The organism is Streptomyces sp. NRRL S-646, assembly GCF_000720765.1.
GTDB lineage: Bacteria > Actinomycetota > Actinomycetes > Streptomycetales > Streptomycetaceae > Streptomyces.
In genome coordinates this window covers 67,222-86,749 of record NZ_JODC01000026.1, presented here as the reverse complement: position 1 = coordinate 86,749, position 19,528 = coordinate 67,222, and the positions used below count along the sequence as shown (strand labels likewise).

The 19,528-nt window shown below is 73.3% G+C and carries 8 protein-coding genes; all 8 read left to right on the top strand.

Annotated elements, in window-relative coordinates; translation table 11 throughout:
* The coding region (locus IH68_RS0143530; protein ID WP_234341780.1) for an SDR family NAD(P)-dependent oxidoreductase at window positions 1-2,647 on the top strand (2,647 nt) is incomplete at its 5' end.
* Between the two features lie 23 nt (window positions 2,648-2,670).
* Complete coding sequence (locus IH68_RS58705; RefSeq protein ID WP_063763596.1) at window positions 2,671-10,896, top strand: beta-ketoacyl synthase N-terminal-like domain-containing protein; 8,226 nt, start codon at window positions 2,671-2,673, stop codon at window positions 10,894-10,896.
* Between the two features lie 133 nt (window positions 10,897-11,029).
* Window positions 11,030-12,637 carry a PfaD family polyunsaturated fatty acid/polyketide biosynthesis protein gene (locus IH68_RS0143515; RefSeq protein ID WP_030947777.1) on the top strand — a complete coding sequence of 536 codons (1,608 nt, stop codon included), beginning with the start codon at window positions 11,030-11,032 and terminating at the stop codon, window positions 12,635-12,637.
* The gene (locus IH68_RS52145; protein WP_051834017.1) at window positions 12,634-14,775 is read left to right on the top strand and encodes an acyl-CoA dehydrogenase family protein; all 2,142 of its coding nucleotides are present in this window, start codon (window positions 12,634-12,636) and stop codon (window positions 14,773-14,775) included. The genes IH68_RS0143515 and IH68_RS52145 overlap by 4 nt, the downstream gene beginning before the upstream one ends.
* Complete coding sequence (locus IH68_RS0143505; RefSeq protein WP_030947771.1) at window positions 14,772-16,529, top strand: acyl-CoA dehydrogenase family protein; 1,758 nt, start codon at window positions 14,772-14,774, stop codon at window positions 16,527-16,529. The genes IH68_RS52145 and IH68_RS0143505 overlap by 4 nt, the downstream gene beginning before the upstream one ends.
* A gap of 7 nt (window positions 16,530-16,536) precedes the next feature.
* The gene (locus IH68_RS50805) at window positions 16,537-17,346 is read left to right on the top strand and encodes a 4'-phosphopantetheinyl transferase family protein (RefSeq protein ID WP_051834016.1); all 810 of its coding nucleotides are present in this window, start codon (window positions 16,537-16,539) and stop codon (window positions 17,344-17,346) included.
* Between the two features lie 140 nt (window positions 17,347-17,486).
* Window positions 17,487-18,116, top strand: a complete 630-nt coding sequence (locus tag IH68_RS0143495) for an RNA polymerase sigma factor (protein WP_051834015.1) — start codon at window positions 17,487-17,489, stop codon at window positions 18,114-18,116.
* Entirely contained in the window at window positions 18,113-19,528 is a 1,416-nt protein-coding gene (locus IH68_RS50800; protein WP_234341779.1) for an aldehyde dehydrogenase family protein, read from the top strand. The genes IH68_RS0143495 and IH68_RS50800 overlap by 4 nt, the downstream gene beginning before the upstream one ends.

Here is a 19,528-nt window from a genome sequence, read left to right as displayed (position 1 = left end):
GATCAAGCGGGTGCAGATTCTGGGGGCGTTGCAGGAGTCGTATCCGGTGTCGGAGGACGTCGATCCGGAGGTGCTCGCGGAGCTGCGGACGCTGGACGACATCGCCGGCTTCCTCGCCTCCACCGTGTCCGCCGTTTCCACGGGGCCCGCTCCTCAGACGGCTGTCTCCGCGGCCGCCGCCGCCCCGCTTGCCGTCACCTATCCACCCGCCCCCGGCATCGGCCGTACCTACGCCGACGTCATCGAGATCGCCCCGCCCCACGTCCTCGTCGGCGCCTACGCCGAACCGCGGACGGCGGTTCTTGTCGACGACGGGTCTACGCTCTCCCGGCCGCTCGCCGGAGCGCTGCGCGGGGACGGCTGGCGGGTGGAGATCGTCGCGCTGCCCGGTGTCGACAGCGTCGTGCCGGAGGCGGACGCCGTGCGGCGGCTGGCGGGTTGGGACGAGGTTGAGCTCGCCGGGACGCTCGTGCGCGGCCGGGTCGACCTCGTCGTGCAGATGGCTGCCGCGGCGGGACAGGAGTGGGGCGAGGGTGTGCAGCGGCTCGAGCACTGCCTGCTCGTCGCCAAGCACAGCCTGGCCGCGCTGAAGCCGGTCGCCGCGCAGGGCACCCGCGCCGCCTTCGTGGCCGTCACCCGGCTCGACGGGGCGAACGGCTACCGCGGTGGCGGTGACGCCTCTCCGCTGCTCGGCGGGGTCGGCGGCCTGGTGAAGACCCTCGCCGTCGAGGCGCCCGAACTCTTCGTCCGTACGGTCGACTTCGCTCCGGAGCTGGCCCCCACCACCGTCGGTGCCCGCTTCCTCGGCGAGATCCACGACCTGTCGGCCGAGCACGCCGACGTGGCGCACGACCTGGCCGGGCGGCGCACGATCGCGCTCGCGGCCGAGCCGCACGAGGCACACGCGGCCGCCGTCCCGGAGGTCTCCTCCGACGACCTGTTCGTCGTCACCGGCGGCGCCCGCGGCATCACCGCCGACTGCCTGCACGCCCTGGTCTCCGCCCGGCCCACCGGACTGCTGCTGCTCGGCCGCAGCCGGCCCGCGCCGGAGCCCGACTGGGCCGTGGGGCACGAAGGCCCGGCACTGCGCGGGCTCATCGCACGGCGGGCCGCGCAGAGCGGGCAGAAGCCCAACCCCCGTGCGATCGAGGGGGAGTTCCGTGAGATCACGGCATCCAGGGAGATCGCCGCGAACCTCGCCCGGCTCACCGACACCGGCGCCCGCGTCGAGTACCTCACCGTCGACATCACCGACGCCGGCGAGGTGCGCCGCGCGCTGACGCCGTACGCCGGACGGGTCACTGGTGTCGTGCACGGGGCGGGTGTCCTCGCCGACCGGCTCATCGCGCAGAAGTCTGCCGACGAAATACGCCGGGTGCTGGGCACGAAGCTGATCGGGCTGGGCAATGTCCTGGACGCCCTGCGCGGGATCGCCGAACTGCGACACCTGGTCTTCTTCTCCTCCGTCGCCGGGTTCTTCGGCAACCGCGGCCAGTCCGACTACGCCATGGCCAACGAGGCCCTGAACCGCATCGCCGTACGGCTGAAGCGGGAACTGCCCTCCGCGCGCGTCACCGCGATGAACTGGGGCGCCTGGGACGGCGGCATGGTCTCCGACGACCTGCGTGCCATGTTCGCCTCGCGCGGGATCGCCCTGGTGCCGCTCGCGACCGGTGCGGGCATGTTCGCCGAGCAGTTCACGGCAGGACACGGGCACGACACCGTGATCGTCACCGGACCGCTCACCCCGCTGTCCGCGCCGCCCGCAGAGCAGGGCTCCGCGCTCAGCCCCCTGGTCGTCGACCGGACCCTGACCGACCTCGCCGACCAGCCGCTGCTGACCGACCACACCATCGGCGGCCGGCGGGTCCTGCCCGCCACCGCGGCACTCGGCGTGCTGGCGAACGCCGTCGAGACAGCGACTGGCGAAACCGTCGTCGGGGCAAGCGGATTCAAGGTGTTCAAGGGCGTCGCCTGGGACGAGCCCGACGGGCAGCAGCCGCAGCGGCTGCGGCTGTCCATCGAGCCCGCGGACGACGGCATCGACGTACTTGCCTCCTCCGTGGACGGCAGCGGTCGCAGCCGGCCCGCGTACAGCGTCCGGCTGAGCACGGGTGACGCCGGGCAGCGGCCCGCCGACCGCGGCGACCTGGCGGGCCTCGCCCGCAGCGCGGCCGGGCAGGACGCGGCGCGGCTGTACCGCGACGGCACGCTCTTCCACGGGCCCTCCCTGCGTGGCCTGCGCACGGTGCTGGCCGGCGACGAGCAGCGGCTTCTCGTACGGGCCCGGCTCACCGACGACCGGCCCGCGCTCGGCGGCTACCACACCCGGCTGCACAGCCCGGTTCTGGCCGACCTGCTGCTGCAGGCCGTGCTGGTGTGGGTGCGCGAGCAGCGCGGGCGGGCCTGCCTGCCGATGGAGATCGGACGCCTGAGCCTGTATGCGCCGCTGCCGTCCGACGGGGACTTCCTCACCGCGGTCGAGGACGTACGGCCCGGCCGGACCGGCGTCACCTGCAAGGTGACCGCGCTCGACCCGCAGGGCCGGGTGCTCGCCGTCCTGGAGGACGTGGTCGCGGTCGAGGACGCGGAACTGGACGCACGGTTCAGGCAGCCGGGCCGGGCGGCCGCCGCGGTCACGGTCTGACGAGGCTCGGAGGCTGATCCGTCATGGGCAAGTACGCGATCGTCGGACTGTCCTGCCTCTTCCCGGGGGCGGCCACGCCCGAGGCTTACTGGAGCAACCTGATGGGCGCGGTCGACTCGCGCACCGAGGGCGGTGAGCGGGTCTTCGGGCACGACCCGCTGACCGAGGAGAGGGGTCCTGAGGACGCGCGGGACCGGCACCGCATCTACTGCACGCGCGGCGGATTCCTCGAGGCCACGGCGGACCTCGACCCCTCCGGGTACCTGCTGCCCGCCGACTACCTGGCCGGCCTGGACCGCTCGTTCCACTGGGCGCTCCGGGTGGCCGCGGACGCCCTGGCCGACGCGGGTGTATCCCCCGCTGCCGCGGACGGCCGGGCGGCCGGCCGGAGGACCGGGGTGGTGTTCGGGAACTACCCGTTCCCCACCCCGGCCTCCGGCCGAACAGCGGGGAAGCTGTGGGACGCCGCGGTCTCCGAGGGCCTCGCGGCGGCCGGCTTCCCCGCGGCCGGGTTGCCGTCCGGTGCGGCGGACGGCAGCCCGGCCCGTGACCGGAGCACCGGTCCGGCACGGGGGCCGTTCGGCGCCCCGGCCGAGGTCCAAAACCTCGGGTCGTTCGGTGTCGGCTCGGCCGGTGATCGGGGTGCCGGTCCGGCACGGGGGCCGTTCGGCGCCCGGGCCGAGGCTCACAATCTCGGGTCGTTCGGCGTGGGCTCGGCCGGTGATCGGGGTGCCGGTCCGGCAAAGGGGCCGTTCGGCGCCCGGCGCGAAGCTCACAATCTCGGGTCGTTCGCCGCCAGGGCCGAGGCCCACAACCTCTGGCCCGGCGGGCTCCCCGCCCATGTGGTCGCCGCTGCCCTCGGGCTCGACGGCCCCCGCCACACCCTCGATGCGGCCTGCTCCTCCGCGCTGTATGCCATCAAGCTCGCCTGCGCCCAACTCGCCACCGGGCAAGCCGACTTGATGCTGGCCGGCGGGGTCTGCGCCCCCGACCCGACCGTCATCCACCTGTCCTTCTCCGACCTGCACGCCTACCCGCCGGACGGCTTCAGCCAGCCCTTCGACGCCCGTTCCAAGGGCATCATCACAGGGCAGGGCGCGGCCATGGTCGCCCTCAAGCGGCTCGCCGACGCCCGCCGCGACGGGGACCGGGTGTACGCGGTCGTCGACGCCGTCGCCCTCGGCAACGACGGCCCCGGCAAGCACCTGCTCGCCCCGAACGTCAGCGGCCAGCTCGCCGCGTACGAACTCGCCCACCGGGACGCCGGTATCGAACCGCACGACATCCAGTACGTCGAGTGCCACGCCACCGGCACCCCGCTGGGCGACCGAACCGAACTCGACGGTGTGGAACGGCACTTCGGGCGCGGCCCGCTGCTCGGCTCGGTCAAGGGCAACATCGGGCACCTGCTGACCGCGGCCGGCATGAGCAGCCTGGTCAAGGTCGTTCTCGCGCTCGGACACGGCGTCATCCCGCCCACCCTCGGCGTGGAGCTGCCGCTGCCGGGCACGGTCGCGGACCGTGTCGTACGCGAACCCACGCCCTGGCCCGCCCCCGAGGGCGTACGCCGGGCCGCCGTCTCGGCCTTCGGCTTCGGCGGCACCAACGCACACGTAGTCCTGTCCGGCCCCGAGACGGACGCGGAGGACGACGGCACCGAGCGGCGCACACCGCAGTCCCTCGCTGTCATCGGCATGGGCGCACACTTCGGGTCCTTCACCACACTCGACGAGTTCGAACGGGCGGGTTACGAAGGCACGGGTGCCGTACGGGAGTTGCCGCCCCACCGCTGGCGCGGGTTCGAGACGCTCGGCGACGGCGGGGCGCCGCAGGCCGCGTACATCGACGGGTTCGAGGTGGACGCCACCTCGTACCGCATCCCGCCCAAGGACCTCGACCACTTCAACCAGCAGCACCTGCTGATGATGCGGGTCGCGGAGGAGGCCCTGAAGGACGCCGGTTACGAGCGCCCCGCCCCCGGGGGCAGGGACGGGGCCAAGGGGCGGCGGGTCGCCGTCGTCCTCGGCATGGAGATGGAGCCCAGCGCCGAGGGGCACGGCGCCCGTTACGCGCTCGGCCGCAAGCTCGCCGCCTGGTGCGCCGCGGCCGGCCTGGAGCCGAGGGACGAGCAGCTGGCCGCACTGACCCGGGCCGCCCGGGACGGCATCCACGACTCCATCGAGGCCAACGAGGTCCTCAGCTACATCGGCAACATCATGGCCGCGCGGATCTCCTCCCTGTGGAACCTCACCGGCCCTTCCTTCACCGTCTCCTCCGACAGCGCCGTCGGTGTCGACGCCCTCGACACGGCACGGCTGCTGCTGCTCGACCCGAGCATCGAGGCGGTCCTGGTGGGCGCGGTCGACCTGGCCGCCGGTCCGGAGTCCACGCAGGCGCGGCAGCTGCTGGCGTCCCAGGGCGTGCTCGGGGACGGAGCCGGTGCCGTCGTCGTGACCCGTCCCGGCTCCGTCCCGCCGGAGCGCACGGTGTACGCCACCGTCGACGCCCTGGCCGTCCACCACTCGCCGACCCTCGACCCCCGGCCGGCGCCGGAGCTCGTGGCCGCCGCGGCCGAGGAGGCCCTCGCCGCCGCCGGAGTGACACCGGCCGACGTCGAACTCGTCGAGGCCGGGGCCGCGCAGGACGGCATGCTCGAAGGGCTCGTCCGCGTCTGGTCGGCCGAGCGGGCCGGCGGGGCGCTGCGGACGGCGGTCAGCGCGGTCAACTCCGCGGTCGGGGACACCGGTTGTGCCTCCGCACTCGCCTCCGTCATCCGTGCCGCGCTGTGCCTGCACTACGGCTACCAGCCCATCGCACCCGAAGGCGTCGACGGTGCCCGGCTCACCGGGTCCGCGTTCTTCCTCGCCGGCGACTCGCGGCCCTGGCTCCGCGAACGCCGCGAGGGCCGTCGTACGGCCAGTGTCAGCGTCATCGGCAGTGCGGGCAGCCACGCCCATGTCGTGCTCGGCGGCGCGCAGACGCGCGGCGAGGTGGCGGCCACCGACTGGGTGCGCTCCGGCGGCAGCCTCGTCGTGCCGGTCGGCGCCGACGACATCGACACCCTGATGCGGCGGCTGGGCGAACTGCGCGACGCCGTCGACAGCGGCGGCGACTGGACCGCGCAGCTCGCCGAGGACCGGCCCGCCGCGCTCAAGGCCGTACTGGTCGCCGACGATCCGGCAGGGCTCGTACGGCAGTTGGACCAGGCGGCCAAGGACCTGCCGGGGGTCCACCGGGCGGGCGGCGAGTGGACCTCGCCGTCCGGGAGCTGCTTCGCCGCGCGTCCGGCGGGCGGGCCGGGCACCAAGACGGCACTGGTCTACCCGGGCGCCTTCAACTCGTACCTCGGCCTCGGGCGTTCGCTCTTCCGTGCCTTCCCGGGACTCCTGCCCCGCTTCGAGACGCAGGCCGAACTGCCCGCGGAAATGCTGCGCTCGGCGGCGCTGTACCCGCGTGCGCTCAAGCCGCTCGACCGGCGTGAACTGATGGGCCGCGAGGCCGAGTTGATCGAGGACATCCCGCTGATGCTGGCCGTCGGCACCAGCTACGCCCTGCTCTCCACCGACCTGGTGCGCGAGGTGCTCGGCGTGCCGGTGCACGGGGCGTTCGGCTACAGCCTCGGCGAGAGCAGCATGCTGTTCGCGACCGGCGGCTGGATCAAGGAGGCCCGCGCCACGACGAAGATCGACGCCTCGCCGCTCTTCGTGGACCGGCTGCGCGGCCCGAAGAAGACGGTACGGGAGCTGTGGGGCATCGGGGAGGACGTCCCCGACCAGCAGGTGTGGGGGACACACGTGTTGCTGGCGCCCGCGGACGCCGTGCGGGCGGCCGTCGCGCGCTTCGACCGGGTGTTCATCACCCACGTCAACACACCCGCCGAAGTGGTGGTCGCGGGCGACCCGGCCCAATGCCGCGACCTGATCGACCAGTTGGGCTGCCAGAGCGCACGTTCTCCCGCCAACCACGTGATGCACTGCCCGGTGGTGGACGGCGTGCTCTCGGAACTCGCCGACCTGAACCGCTACCCGACCGGCGACGTGGGCGACCTCGTCCTCTACAGCAGCCGCCACTACGCCCCTGTCGGCGCCCTCGACCAGGACGTGGTGGCCCACAACATCGCCGTCACCCTCCGTGAGACGGTCGACTTCCCCCGCCTGATCCGACGGGCCTACGAGGACGGCTTCCGCTGCTTCATCGAGGTCGGCCCCTCCAGCACCTGCACCCGCTGGATCCACGAGACACTCGGCGACGACCCGCACCTCGCGGTCCCCGTCGACCGCCGGGGAGCCCGCGGCGCAACGGACACGGCCCGCCTCGTCGCCCGCCTCGCAGCGCACGGCGTCCCGGTCGACCTGACCCCCTTCCGCCCCCGAACGGCAGCACACCGACGCCCGCCGGGCCTGCGCACCTTCACGGTGGGCGGCACACCGGTCGCGTCGCTGGTGAGGGAGGCGGCTGCGCCGGTGGTGAGCGCAGTACGACGGGTGACCGCGCCGACCCGCCGGCTCGTCACCCCGCCGACGCCTGCCGCTGCCGTCATGGGTGGCGGAGCCGGGCGGGGAGAGTCCGGTACGCCCCCGCTGCAGTCACCCGCCCCGGCCCCGGTGGCGACGAACGTGCCGAGTGGTGAGGCCGATCCGCCCGCGACGCCACCGGCGCCGGTCCCGGCGGAACGTGCTCACCCGCCGGAGCCCGTGCCTTTGACGACCGCGTGGGGTAAGGGAGCCGAGCCACAGGAACGTGCCGCGCCGGTCCCGGTCGAGGACGCACCCGTGCCGGTACCGGCCTCCGCAGCCGCGCCCCCGGCCTCAGCGACCGTCCCGCCCGCACCGGCGCCCACCGGAGCCCGCGCGCCGGCCCAAGCGGTGGCGGGTGCGGTGCGACGGGCCGCAGTGCCGCCGGTTCGGCCACCCGTGCCGGTACCGGCCTCCGCAGCCGCGCCCCTCGCCTCAGCGACCGTCCCGCCCGCACCGGCGCCCACCGGAGCCCGCGCGCCGGCCGTGACTGCCGCGGCGGCCCAAGCGGTGGCGGGTGCGGTGCGACGGGCCGCAGTGCCGGCGGTTCGGCCACCCGTGCCGGTAGCGGCGTCCGCAGCCGCGCCCCTCGCCTCAGCGACCGTCCCGCCCGCACCGGCGCCCACCGGAGCCCGCGCGCCGGCCATGACCGCCGCGCCGGCCCAAGCGGTGGCGGGTGCGGTGCGACGGGCCGCAGTCCCCGCGGAGCAGCCACCCGTGCCGGTGGCGTCCGCGCCGGGCGGCGGAGCCGAGCCGCGCGAGCGTGCCGTGCCGTCGGTGCCGGTCGGACACGGCTCCGAGCGGAGCCGGGCGGCTGCGCCCGCCGCAGCCCCCGCGCCGACCCTGACCGCCGTCGCCCCGCCCGGCGCCTCACCCTCCGTCCCGGTGACCGCCGGGGCCCCCGACCAAGCCCCGGAACTGCCTGCCACGGCATTCCACGCCACGGAATGGGACACCGCGATGCCGACCCGCCCCGACGGTCCGCCCGTACCCGCGCTCTCGCTGGAGCGGGAACCGATCACGATGCTTCCCGCCGACGCGGTGTCGGCGCCGTCCCTCGGTGCCGTCCCGCCGCAGGCCGGGCGCGCCGACGTGCCGCCCCGCCCGGCCGTCTTCGGCGCCCCCCTGCCCGTACCGGAGAAGCCGCAGCAGCCGGACCGGCCCAAGGACGACCACGCGGCCACCCTGACCCTGGTCCGCAGCCTGCGTGCCGAGATCCTGGAAGCCCACCAGGAAGTCCTGGACGCCCAGCGGGAGTTGCGGGAGGAACTCACCGCCGTACTGTCCGCCTCGACCTCCGGCCGGCCGACACCGGCAGCCACTGAGCGCCCGCCGAAGCCCGAGGGCGTCGTCTGGGACGAACACGACCTCCTCGAGTTCGCCGTGGGGAAGGTCGGCAACGTCTTCGGCCCCCGCTTCACCCGGATCGACGGTTACGACCGCCGCGTACGACTCCCCGCCCCGCCCTACCTCTTCGCCACCCGCGTCACCCAACTCGACGCAGAGCCCGGGGAGTTCAAGCCGTCCTTCATCCGCACCGAGTACGACGTGCCCGAGGACGCCTGGTACGCGGTCGACGGCCAGGTCCCGCCCGCCGTCACCATCGAGGCCGGCCAGTGCGACCTGCTGCTCATCAGCTATCTCGGCGCGGACTTCACCAACCGCGGCCAGCGCGTCTACCGCCTCCTCGACAGCAGCCTCAGCTTCCTGGGAGACCTGCCGCGCACCGGACAGACCCTGCGCTACGACATCTGGATCGACCAGTTCGTCCGCCAGGGCGACACCCTGCTCTTCTTCTTCCACTACGACTGCTACGCCGACGGCGAGCTCATCCTCAAACTCAACAACGCCTGCGCGGGCTTCTTCACGGATGAGGAGCTGGAGAGTTCGCCGGGCCTGGTGCAGGGACGGGTGGCCCCCGGCCCCAAGCAGGCGGCGGACCCCGGGCGCACCGCGTTCAAGCCGCTCGCCACCACCCACCGCACCTCCCTCACCTCCGCCGACCTCGACGCGCTCGCCGAAGGCCGTATTGCCGACGTCTTCGGCCCCGGCCACCGGCAGCCCCCCGGCTGCAACACCTCGCTGCGGCTGCCCACGCGGCCGCTGCTGATGGCGGACGAGGTCACGGTCCTCGACCGCAAGGGCGGCAGCCACGGGCTCGGGCGGATCGAGGCCGTCAAGGAACTCGCCCCCGACGCCTGGTACTTCACCAGCCACTTCCCCGACGACCCCGTGCTCGCCGGATCACTCGTCGCCGAAGGAGCCGTACAGCTCCTCGAGACCTACGCCCTCTCCCTCGGCCTGCACCTCACCCTCCCCGACGCCCGCTTCCAGCCCGTGCCGGACCTGCGGACCGAGGTGAAGGTGCGCGGGCAGATCACCCCGCGCAACGCCCGTATCGAATACCGCATCGACATCACCGACCTGAACCTGCTGCCGCGACCGTCACTCGTCGCCGACGTGGTCGTCCTGCGCGACGGCACCCCGTCGATCAGCGTCACCGGCCTCGGCATCCGGCTGCGCGAGAAACCCGGCACGCCCTACCGCCCGGAGACCGCAGGCACCGTCCCGCACTTCCTCGGCCGGCTCTCCCCGGCCACCGGCGAACCCGCGCTGCTCAACGAGTTCCACATGGCGCACGCGGCAAAAGGCGACCTCGCCGTCGCGATGGGGCCCGAGTTCGAGATCTACGCCGACAGCCGGGCACCGTACATCCCCAACGGCGACTTCCTCTTCGTCGACCGGGTGATGAAGCTGGAGGGCACGCGCGGCACGCTCAAGCGCGGGGCCGTGATGGTCACCGAGTACGACGTTCCCGAGGACGCCTGGTACTACGCCGACAACGGCCACCCGTACATGCCGAACTGCGTCTACATGGAGTCCAGCCTCCAGGCGGCCATCCTCCTCGGCTACTACCTGGGCGCCACCCTGCCCTTCCCCGAGGAGCAGTTCAGCATCCGCAACCTGGACGGCCACGCCACCCTCGTCAAGGACATCGACCTGCGCGGGAAGACCGTCCAGCACCGGTCGACGCTGCTGTCCAGCGACCGGATGCCGGGCTCGATCCTGCAGAACTTCTCCTACGAACTCTCCTGCGACGGCGAGGTCTTCTACACCGGCGAGTCCCTCTTCGGCTACTTCAACGAGAAGGCACTCGCCCACCAGGTCGGCCTCGACAAGGGGCAGCACGTGCTTCCCTGGCTGGACACGCAGCCGGCCAGGCCCCCCGGCACCCGCCGCATCGATCTGCGCGACTTCCGGGCCGCCGAGTCCGCCCGCCGCGGCCCGCGGTTGGCCGACCGGCACCTCGACCTCGTCGAATGGGTCGACATCCTGCCCGGCGGCGGTGAACACGGCCAGGGATACCTGCGCGGACACCGCTCGATCCGTCCCGACGAGTGGTACTTCTCCTGCCACTTCCACCGCGACCCGGTGATGCCCGGCTCCCTCGGCGTGGAGGCACTGCTGCAGGGCATGCAGGTGTACGCCGTCGAGACCGGCCTCACCGACGGACTGCGCAACCCGCGCTTCGCACTCAGCACCGGCACCGACACCACCTGGAGCTACCGGGGCCAGATCCTGCGCACCGACCCCGACATGGAGTTCGACGTCCACGTCAAGGAGATCCGCCGCGAACCCGGCCGGATAGTCCTGCTGGGCGACGCCCACGTCTGGAAGTCGACCTTGCGGATCTATCGCCTCGGTGACCTGGGCATCGAGATCCACCACGACTAGGCGGTTCGGCCGCGCCCCCAAAGGGGCGCGGGGAACTGCGCGACCAGCCAGGACGGACCCGAAGACGATCGACGGCCATTTGCGGCACTACCCGCGGAGCGAAGTGCGGCCAACGGACCAAGGAGACGTACTCATGAGCACCGAACAGCCGCGGCCGCGGTGGAGCGGACCCGCACCCGCGGTCGGCGAAACCGGGATCCAGGAGGCGCTGATGCGCCTCGACGAGCCCGTCTACATCCTGCGCGGCCCCTACGGCCTCGGCGCCGCCGTGGGCGGTGGCGTGCGGCCCGGTGGCGAGCACGAGATCGTCGCCGCCGTGCCGCCGCTCGGGCCTGAACGTCTCGGCAGCGCCGCCTTCCTGGAGGCGTACGGGGTGCGCGAGGCGTACATGAGCGGCGCCATGGCGAACGGCATCGCCTCCGCCGACCTGGTGATCGCCATGGCACGGGCCGGCTACCTCGGCTCGTACGGGGCGGCCGGGCTGCTGCCCGAGGCCGTCGAGAAGGCACTCGTCCGCTTCGCGACCGAGATCCCGGGGCTGCCGTACGCCTGCAACCTCATCCACAGCCCCAGCGAGGAGCGTCTGGAGCGCACCGCCGTCGACCTGTATCTGAAGCACCGGGTGCCGTGCGTGGAGGCGTCCGCGTTCCTGGCGCTCACCCCGCACATCGTGCGCTACCGGCTGGCCGGGCTGAGGGCCGGCGGGCCGTACGGGGTCGTCGCCGACAACAAGGTCATCGCCAAGATCTCCCGTACGGAACTCGCGGAGCTGTTCATGCGGCCCGCGCCCGAGCCGATGGTGCGGGCGCTGCTCGACGAGGGCGCGATCAGCGCCGAGCAGGCGCGGCTCGCCGAACGGGTGCCGCTCGCCGACGACATCACTGTGGAGGCCGACTCCGGCGGACACACCGACCGGCGCCCGCTGCCCGCGCAGCTGCCGGTCATCATCCGTCAACGGGACGGTCTGATGCGGGAGTTGGGCCATCCGGTACGCATCCGGGTCGGGGCGGCGGGCGGAATCGGCACGCCCGAGGCGGCCTGGGCGGCCTTCGCGATGGGCGCCGACTATGTGGTGACCGGCTCCGTCAACCAGTCCTGCGTCGAGGCCGGCACCTCCGTGCAGGTCAAGGAGATGCTGGCGCAGGCCGACCTCGCGGACTTCGAGATGGCGCCCGCGGCGGACATGTTCGAGATGGGCGTGGAGCTGCAGGTCCTCAAGCGCGGCACCCTGTTCCCGATGCGCGCCCGGCTCCTCTACGAGCTCTACCGCGACCACGACGGCATCGACGCGATCCCGGCCGCGGCCCGCGCCCGTATCGAGAAGCAGCTCTTCCGGCGTCCCCTGGAGGACGTCTGGGCGGAGACCGTCTCCTACTTCGAGCGTCGCGACCCCGACCAGCTCGCCCGCGCCGCCGCCAGCCCCAAACGGCGGGCCGCGCTGATCTTCCGCTGGTACCTGGGAATGGCCTCGCGCTGGGCCAAGACGGGGGAGGCGGACCGCGCGGTCGACTACCAGATCTGGTGCGGCCCGGCGATGGGCAGCTTCAACTCCTGGGTGCGGGGCACGTACCTGGCCGCCCCGCGGAATCGCCGCGTGGCCGACGTCGCCCGCCACATCATGACCGGCGCCGCCTTCCACCAGCGGCTGTCCATGCTGCGGGCAGCGGGCCTCGCGCTCTCACCTGCGATCGCCGACTACCCGGTGCCGCAGCCCGACCCGGCCCTGGAGGTACGGCCATGACGGCCGCGTTCGCCGCCGCGGCGCTCCTCGACGAACTGCTGGGCGACCCCTGGCGGAAGGACAACGTCTACGGCTTCGAGGCCGGCGTCGCGCGCGATGCCAGGGGCGACTTCCCGCACGCCTTCGCGGCCCGTCTCGACTCCGTCGACTTCCCGCTCGCCTACCTGCCCCCGTCGCTGGGCGGCGCACTGCGCGGCCTGGACGACACGCTGCTGCTGGTGCGGGTGGCCGCCCGGCGGGATGCCGCGATCATGCCGGCCACCCTGCTGTCCTGCTCCGCAGTGCTCACGGTCCTGGCGGCGGGCACGCCCGAGCAGGCGAAGACCGTCGCCGACTGGGTGCAGGAGGGGCGGACGATCGCGTTCGCACTCTCCGAGGAGCACTCGGGCAGCGACGTCCTGGCGGGCGAGTGCCGCCTCGACCAGGCGCAGGACGGCGGGTTCCGACTCACCGGCCGCAAATGGCTCGTCGGCCGGGGTGCCACCGCCGACGCCGCGGTCGTGGTGGCCCGCACGGCAGCGCGCGGCCCGGCCGCGTTCACGGCGGTACTGCTCGGACCCAGTGAGCTGTCCCGCGTACGGCGGCAGCCCGCACAGCCCGTCACCGGAATGCGGGGCATCGACTTCGCCGACCTGGCGTTCGACGGCACTCCTGTACCGCAGGCGGCGGTGATCGGGGGCCCGGGCGGCGGCCTCGCCGGCGCGATGCGGGCCCAGCAGGTGGTACGGCTGCTCAGCACGGCGGCCTGCCTGGCGACGGCGGACACGGCGCTGCGCACGGCACTGCGGTTCACGCAGAGCAGGCGGATCGGCGGCGTCCGGGTCGCGGACACCGCCCACGGCTCCCGCGAACTGGCCGTCGCCGCAGCACAGTTGTTCGCGGCAGACCTCCTGTCCCTGACCGCCGCCCGCTACGCCCACCTGTCACCGGCGACGTTCGGCCTGTGCTCGTCGGTCGTCAAGCGCGCAGCCACCCGCCTGACGGCGTCCACGGTGTCCCGCTCGCGCTCCTTGCTCGGCGCCCGCGGCGTCCTGGCCCACGGCCCCGGCGCGGTCGTCGACAAGGCCCAGCGCGACAACGCCATCGTGGAGTCCATCGACACCAGCCCTTTCGGCGTACTGCGCGCAGTGTCCCTGCAACTCCCGGGCTACGCACCGACGTTCGCCCACTGGACGAGGCCCGCCGTTCAGACGGTCGGCGCGCCCGAGCTCCCCACCGCCGGATCCGCGGGTTCGGCGCGGCCGGGGTCAGGCTCGGGGGCAGACGTGGTCGTGCCGGGCGCCGCTGGTTCTGGTTCCCCGGCTCTCTTTGCGGCGGGGCGGAGCGGTGGGGCCGTTGGCGGGGGTGGGCTTCTCGCGGCCGGATCCGGTTCTGCGGCCGGGGCGGAGAGCTCGGTGCGGCCGGGGGCCGATGCGGTCGTGCCGGCCGCGGACGGTCTCGGTTCCCCCGTTCAGTTCGGGGTGTCGGCGAGGCCGGGCGGCGGGCTTCCTGTCGCGGCCGAGTCCGGTACCCCGATCCGCTGGGAGGTGCCGGCCGGCGGTGAACTGGCGCACGTGGCCGTCCCCGTGGCCCCAGCCGGGCTCGACGCCCTCTTCGCCTTCGGTGAGCCGCTTCCCGGGCTCGAGCCCGGGGCGCTCGACCTCTCAGTACGGCCCAAGGATCTTGTGCTCCTCGGGTTTGCGGCACACGCAGAAGAACTCGCGCGGGACCTCACGGCACGCGGTGAAGAACGGGCCGCCGGTCTCGTACGTGACGTACGTACCGGACTTGCCGACACCTTTGCCACCGCCGCCGAGGCCCAGCGTGACCGGTCCCGTGGGCTCGGGGCCTCGGCCGAGCTGCTCGATCTTGCCGACCGTTGTTGTCTGCTGTATGCGGCCGCCGCGGCCGCCCTCGCCTGGCATGCGCAGCCCGATCGCGGTCTGTACGGCGAGGGGCCCGCCGGCGCGGGATGGCTCACCGCTGTTCTGGCCGTGCTGCTTGCGATGGCCGAGGGGCGTGATCCCCGGCAGGCGGCTTCAGATCTGCCGCCGGCAGCCCGCGCGGTCACCTCGCTCGACGCCGCGCGGCTCCTGTTCACCGCGTTCCCGGTCCAGCTGTCCGACGGACCGGCACCCGAGGAGGACGAGACGACATGACCGACCTCACCGCGCTGATGGCGGACCTGGAGCGCTGTCTCGGCGACCCGTGGGACGCCGGCGGCCCCATGCCGTACCCGCGCATCCTCGACCTCGACGAACGCCAGGCGTACCCGCACGAGTTCGTGGACACCCTGGCCGAATGGGGCCTGTACGACTGGATCGTCCCCGCCGCCAACGGTGGCAAGGCGGTCCACGTCGAGGACGGCTTCAACCTCTACCGCCTCGTCGGCCGACGCGACCCCACCTCCGCCACCGCCATGGTCCTGACCAGCCTCAGCTATATGCCGGTGTGGATCGCCGGCAGCCCGGGCCAACGTCAGCACTTCGCCGACGCCATCCGCGACGGCAAGAAGCTGGCCTGGGGGCTGTCAGAGCGACGGCACGGCAGTGACGTACTGGCGAACGAGACCGTCGCCCGGCGCACCGACGGTGGTTGGCTGCTCAGCGGCGAGAAGTGGACCATCGGCAACGCCACCGTCGCCGCCACGGTCATGGTCTTCGCCCGTACGTCGGAGAAGGGCGGGCCCGGCGGATACTCGGTCTTCGCCGTCGAGAAGGCCGGCATCCCGGCGCAGCAGCTGGAGCACCTGCGCGACGAACCGCTCCACGGGCTGCGCGGCCTGGACATGAGCGGCGTGCGGCTCACCGACTGCTTCGTGCCCGACTCGGCGCTCGTCGGACGAGTCGGGCAGGGGCTTGAAGTCGCCCTGAAGAGCAGTCAGTTGGCGCGCATTGCCATCTCCAGCATTGCCATGAGCTGCGTGGACACCGCCCTGCGCACCACCCTCGACTTCGCCTCCCGCCGCGTCATCTTCGGCGGGACGGTGCTCGAAGTCCCGTACTCCAAACGGCAGTTGACCGAGTGCTTCGCCGAGCTGCTGATCGCCGACGCGCTCACCACCGGCGCCGTACGCTCGCTGCAGCTCGCCCCCGCCCAGGCCAGCATCTGGTCCTCCGTCGTCAAGTACTTCGTACCGACCCTGCTGGAGGAGACCCTCTCCCGGCTGACCACCGTGCTCGGCGCCCGTTACTACCTGCGCGACCACCCCCGCCACGGCATCTTCCAGAAGGTGCTGCGCGACTTCGCGATATCCAATTTCGCCGACGGCAACACCGTGGTGAACCTCAAGAACATCGCGCTGCAGCTGCAGAACCTGCTCGCGAACGCCGTCGCTCAGGAACCCGCCCCGGTGGCCGAGGCGGTCACCACGACCACCCGGCTCTTCGATCCCGCCCATCCCATGGATCCCTACGAGCCCGCCGCGCAGCAGCTCTTCAGCCGTGGCGGCGACGACTCCGTACTCGCCCTCCGCTCGGCCGTCGCCGAACTTCGCCGGGCGGCGGAGGCAGCCGAGGGGCGTGCGGCGGCGTGGCTGGCCGGCTGCGCCGACACCGCGGGGCTGATCGCCGACGAAGTGCACCGCCTCGCCGACGAGCACGCCAAACTCCTCGCCGAACAGGGGCGCCAGGCCGGGCAGTCCGCCGAGCTGTACGACCTGGCCAAGCAGTACGCGGCCGTGTCGGCAGCAGCCGCCTGCGTCCACCTCTATCTGCACGGACGCGACAGTTTCGCGCCCGCCCTGCGCTCACCGGCGGTCCTCCTGCTCTGCCTGGAGCGGCTGCTGCGGCGCTTCCACCCCACCCGCCGGGTGACCGGACCCGACGACGTCGACGCCGTCGCCGAGGTCATGGCGGGCGCCCACCGCGAGGGGCTGCTGTTCTCCTTCCGTCCGTTCCAGGTGAGTTGGTGACCAGGAGATGCGTACGACCGCGGAGGCTCCCGACATGTCGCCGGAACGCGAGCCCGTCGGCGACCCGCTGGCCGAAGGCGCCGACGTCTGGCTCCTCGCCGAGGAGGACGTGGAATGGTTCGCCGAGGCCACCGGCGGCCTCGAACTGCTCACCGAGGAGGAGCGGGCCCGGCACGACCGGCTGCTCTTCCCCGCCGCCCGCACTCGTTTCCTCGGCGCCCGGCTGCTCTCCCGCCAGGTGCTGTCGCAGTACGCCGACGTGGCGCCGGCGCAGTGGCGGTTCGACAAGGGCCGCTTCGGGCGGCCGTCCGTCCAGGGAGCCGACTGGGGGCTCGACTTCAACATCACCCACACCAACGGGCTGATCGCCGCGATCGTGGTGCGCGGTCGTACCGCGGGCGTCGACGCCGAGAACACCCCGGCCCGTCCCGAGGCCCTCCAGTTCGCGCCGAAGGTCTTCACCCCACTGGAGCAGGAGGTGCTGCGCCGGGACCGGGAGGACCAGCAGGGGCACGCCTTCGCGGACTCCTGGGTGGCCAAGGAGGCGTACACCAAGGCCACCGGCATGGGCATGGCCCGCGGCTTCGACGCCTTCTCCGTACACCGCCTCCGGGGCGGCGGACTGGCCGTCGTCGACGACGAGATCCCGCAGGACGAACGGCCGTTGTGGCAGATCCAGGTGCTGCAGGTGTGGGACCGGTTCGCGCTCGGCATCGCCATCCGGGGCAGCGAGGACGAGCCCGGGCCGATACCCGTACGGCTGCGTTCGGCCATGGCCGAGCTGCTGCCGGAATCCCCCGCGGGCGGCCCCCGATGAGCAACTGCCCTGCCCACGCTGTCCACTCCTGGTCTGACCGCTACCTGACGCCGCCATCCGTTTCCGGCCGTAACGCCCGCTGTGTTGCATGGAAGCCGGAGCCCGCTGCCGTGCGGGCGGTCGCAGACGGAGGACGAGCGATGCCGGCGAAGGGGAACGCGGAGCTGCTCGCGGGCTGTGCCCGTGGCGAGGCGGAGGCCTGGGACGAGACCGTGGGCCGGTACGGCCGGCTGGTCTGGTCGGTGGCCCGCAGCCACCGGGTGAGCCGGGTCGACGCCGAGGACGTGCGCCAGCTGACCTGGTTCCGGCTGATGCAGAACGCCGACCGCATCCGCGACCCCGACCGGCTCGGCGACTGGCTCGCCACCGTCGCCCGCCGCGAGGCCATCAAGGCGGCCACCCGCGACCGGCGTCTGGTCATGGTCGGCGACAGCGCCTCGCTGGAGCATCTGCTCGACCACCACGAGAGCCCCGAGCAGATCACCCTGCGCGCCGACCGCGGCCAGGAGGTGCTGCGCGCCCTCGACAGCCTCTCCGACCAGTGCCGAGAGCTGCTGCTGCGGGCCTTGCAGGACCCGCCGGCCTCCTACCAGGAGATCGCCGCCGCGCTGTCCATGCCGGTGAGCTCCGTAGGCCCGATCCGCACCCGCTGTCTGCGCCGGCTGCGGCGCGCCCTCGACCGGGACGGCACTCCGGCCGCCCTCGACGACGACTGCGCCCGCTGCCCCGTACGCACCCACGACGCAACCGAAACCGAGGTGCCCAGGTGACCGCCCTCACCGCGTCCGAGACCCGGCTGGTCAGCCGGGAGATCACCACCGGCGAAGCGCTCGGCGCCGTCGAGCTGTCCACCCCCGACCGCGTCACCTCCGCCGCCCGCCGCGCAGGCGCCGCGGCACCCGCCTGGGCGGCCACGCCCGCCGATGAGCGCGCCGCGATCGTCGAACGCGCCGCCGACCTCCTGGTGGAGCGCGCCGAGCAGGCACAGGAGCTGCTCGTGCGGGAGGGCGGCGCGATCCCGGGCAAGGCGTTCTTCGAAGTTCACCAGGCCGCACAGGAATTGCGGCACGGCGCACGGCTGGCCCGGCATCCCGGGCTCCCGCACCCGCCCGCCGACGACCCCGAGCGCACGGCCGAGGTGACCCGCGTCCCGCTGGGCGTGGTCGGCGTGATCGTGCCCTGGAACTTCCCGCTGCTGCTCGCGGCCCGTTCCCTGGGCCCCGCGCTCGCCCTCGGCAACACCGTGCTCCTCAAGCCCGACCCGCACACCCCGCTCAGCGGCGGCCGCCTCTTCGTCGAGGCGTTCGCCGACGCGGGGCTGCCGCCGAACGTCCTGGAGGTCGTGCACGGCGACGCGGAGGCCGGCTCGGCGCTGGTGCAGGCGCCCGACGTGGCCATGGTGTCGTTCACCGGGTCGACCGAGGTGGGCCGCGAGATCGGCGCGCTGTGCGGGCGGCTGCTCAAGCGGGTCGTGCTCGAACTCGGCGGCCAGAACGCCTTCGTGGTGCTCGACGACGTCGACGTGGAGCAGGCCGCGGCCGCCGGGGCCTGGGGTTCCTTCCTGCACCAGGGGCAGATCTGCATGTCCGCCCGCCGTCACCTGGTGCACCGGTCGATCGTCGCGGAGTACACGGAGGCGCTCGCCCGGCATGCGGCCGCCCTGCGCATCGGCGACCCGTACCGCTCGGACGCACAGATCGGCCCCGTCATCGACCGGCGCCAGCTCACGACCGTCGCCAACGCCGTCGAGCAGGCCGTCGCCCAGGGCGCCCGGCTGGTCACCGGAGGGCGCCCGCAGCCGCCGTACTACCCGCCGACCGTCCTCGCCGACGTCAGCGAGCAGATGGACGTCTTCCACACGGAGGTCTTCGGACCGGTTGCCACGGTCACCGCCTTCGCGGACGACGCGGCGGCCGTCCGCCTCGCCAACACCAGCGACCACGGCCTGACCGCCGCCGTCTACACCGGCGACACCGGCCGCGGCTCGGTGATCGGCCGTCAACTCCGTTGCGGAGTCACGCACATCGGCGACCAGACCGTCGTCCAGGACGCCGCTCTGCCCTTCGGCGGCATCGGCGCCTCCGGCAACGGCTCCGGTTTCGGCGGGCGCGCCAGCCTCGAGGCGTTCACCCGCTGGCGCACCCTCACCACCAGCACCCCACCCCGCACGTACCCCTTCTGA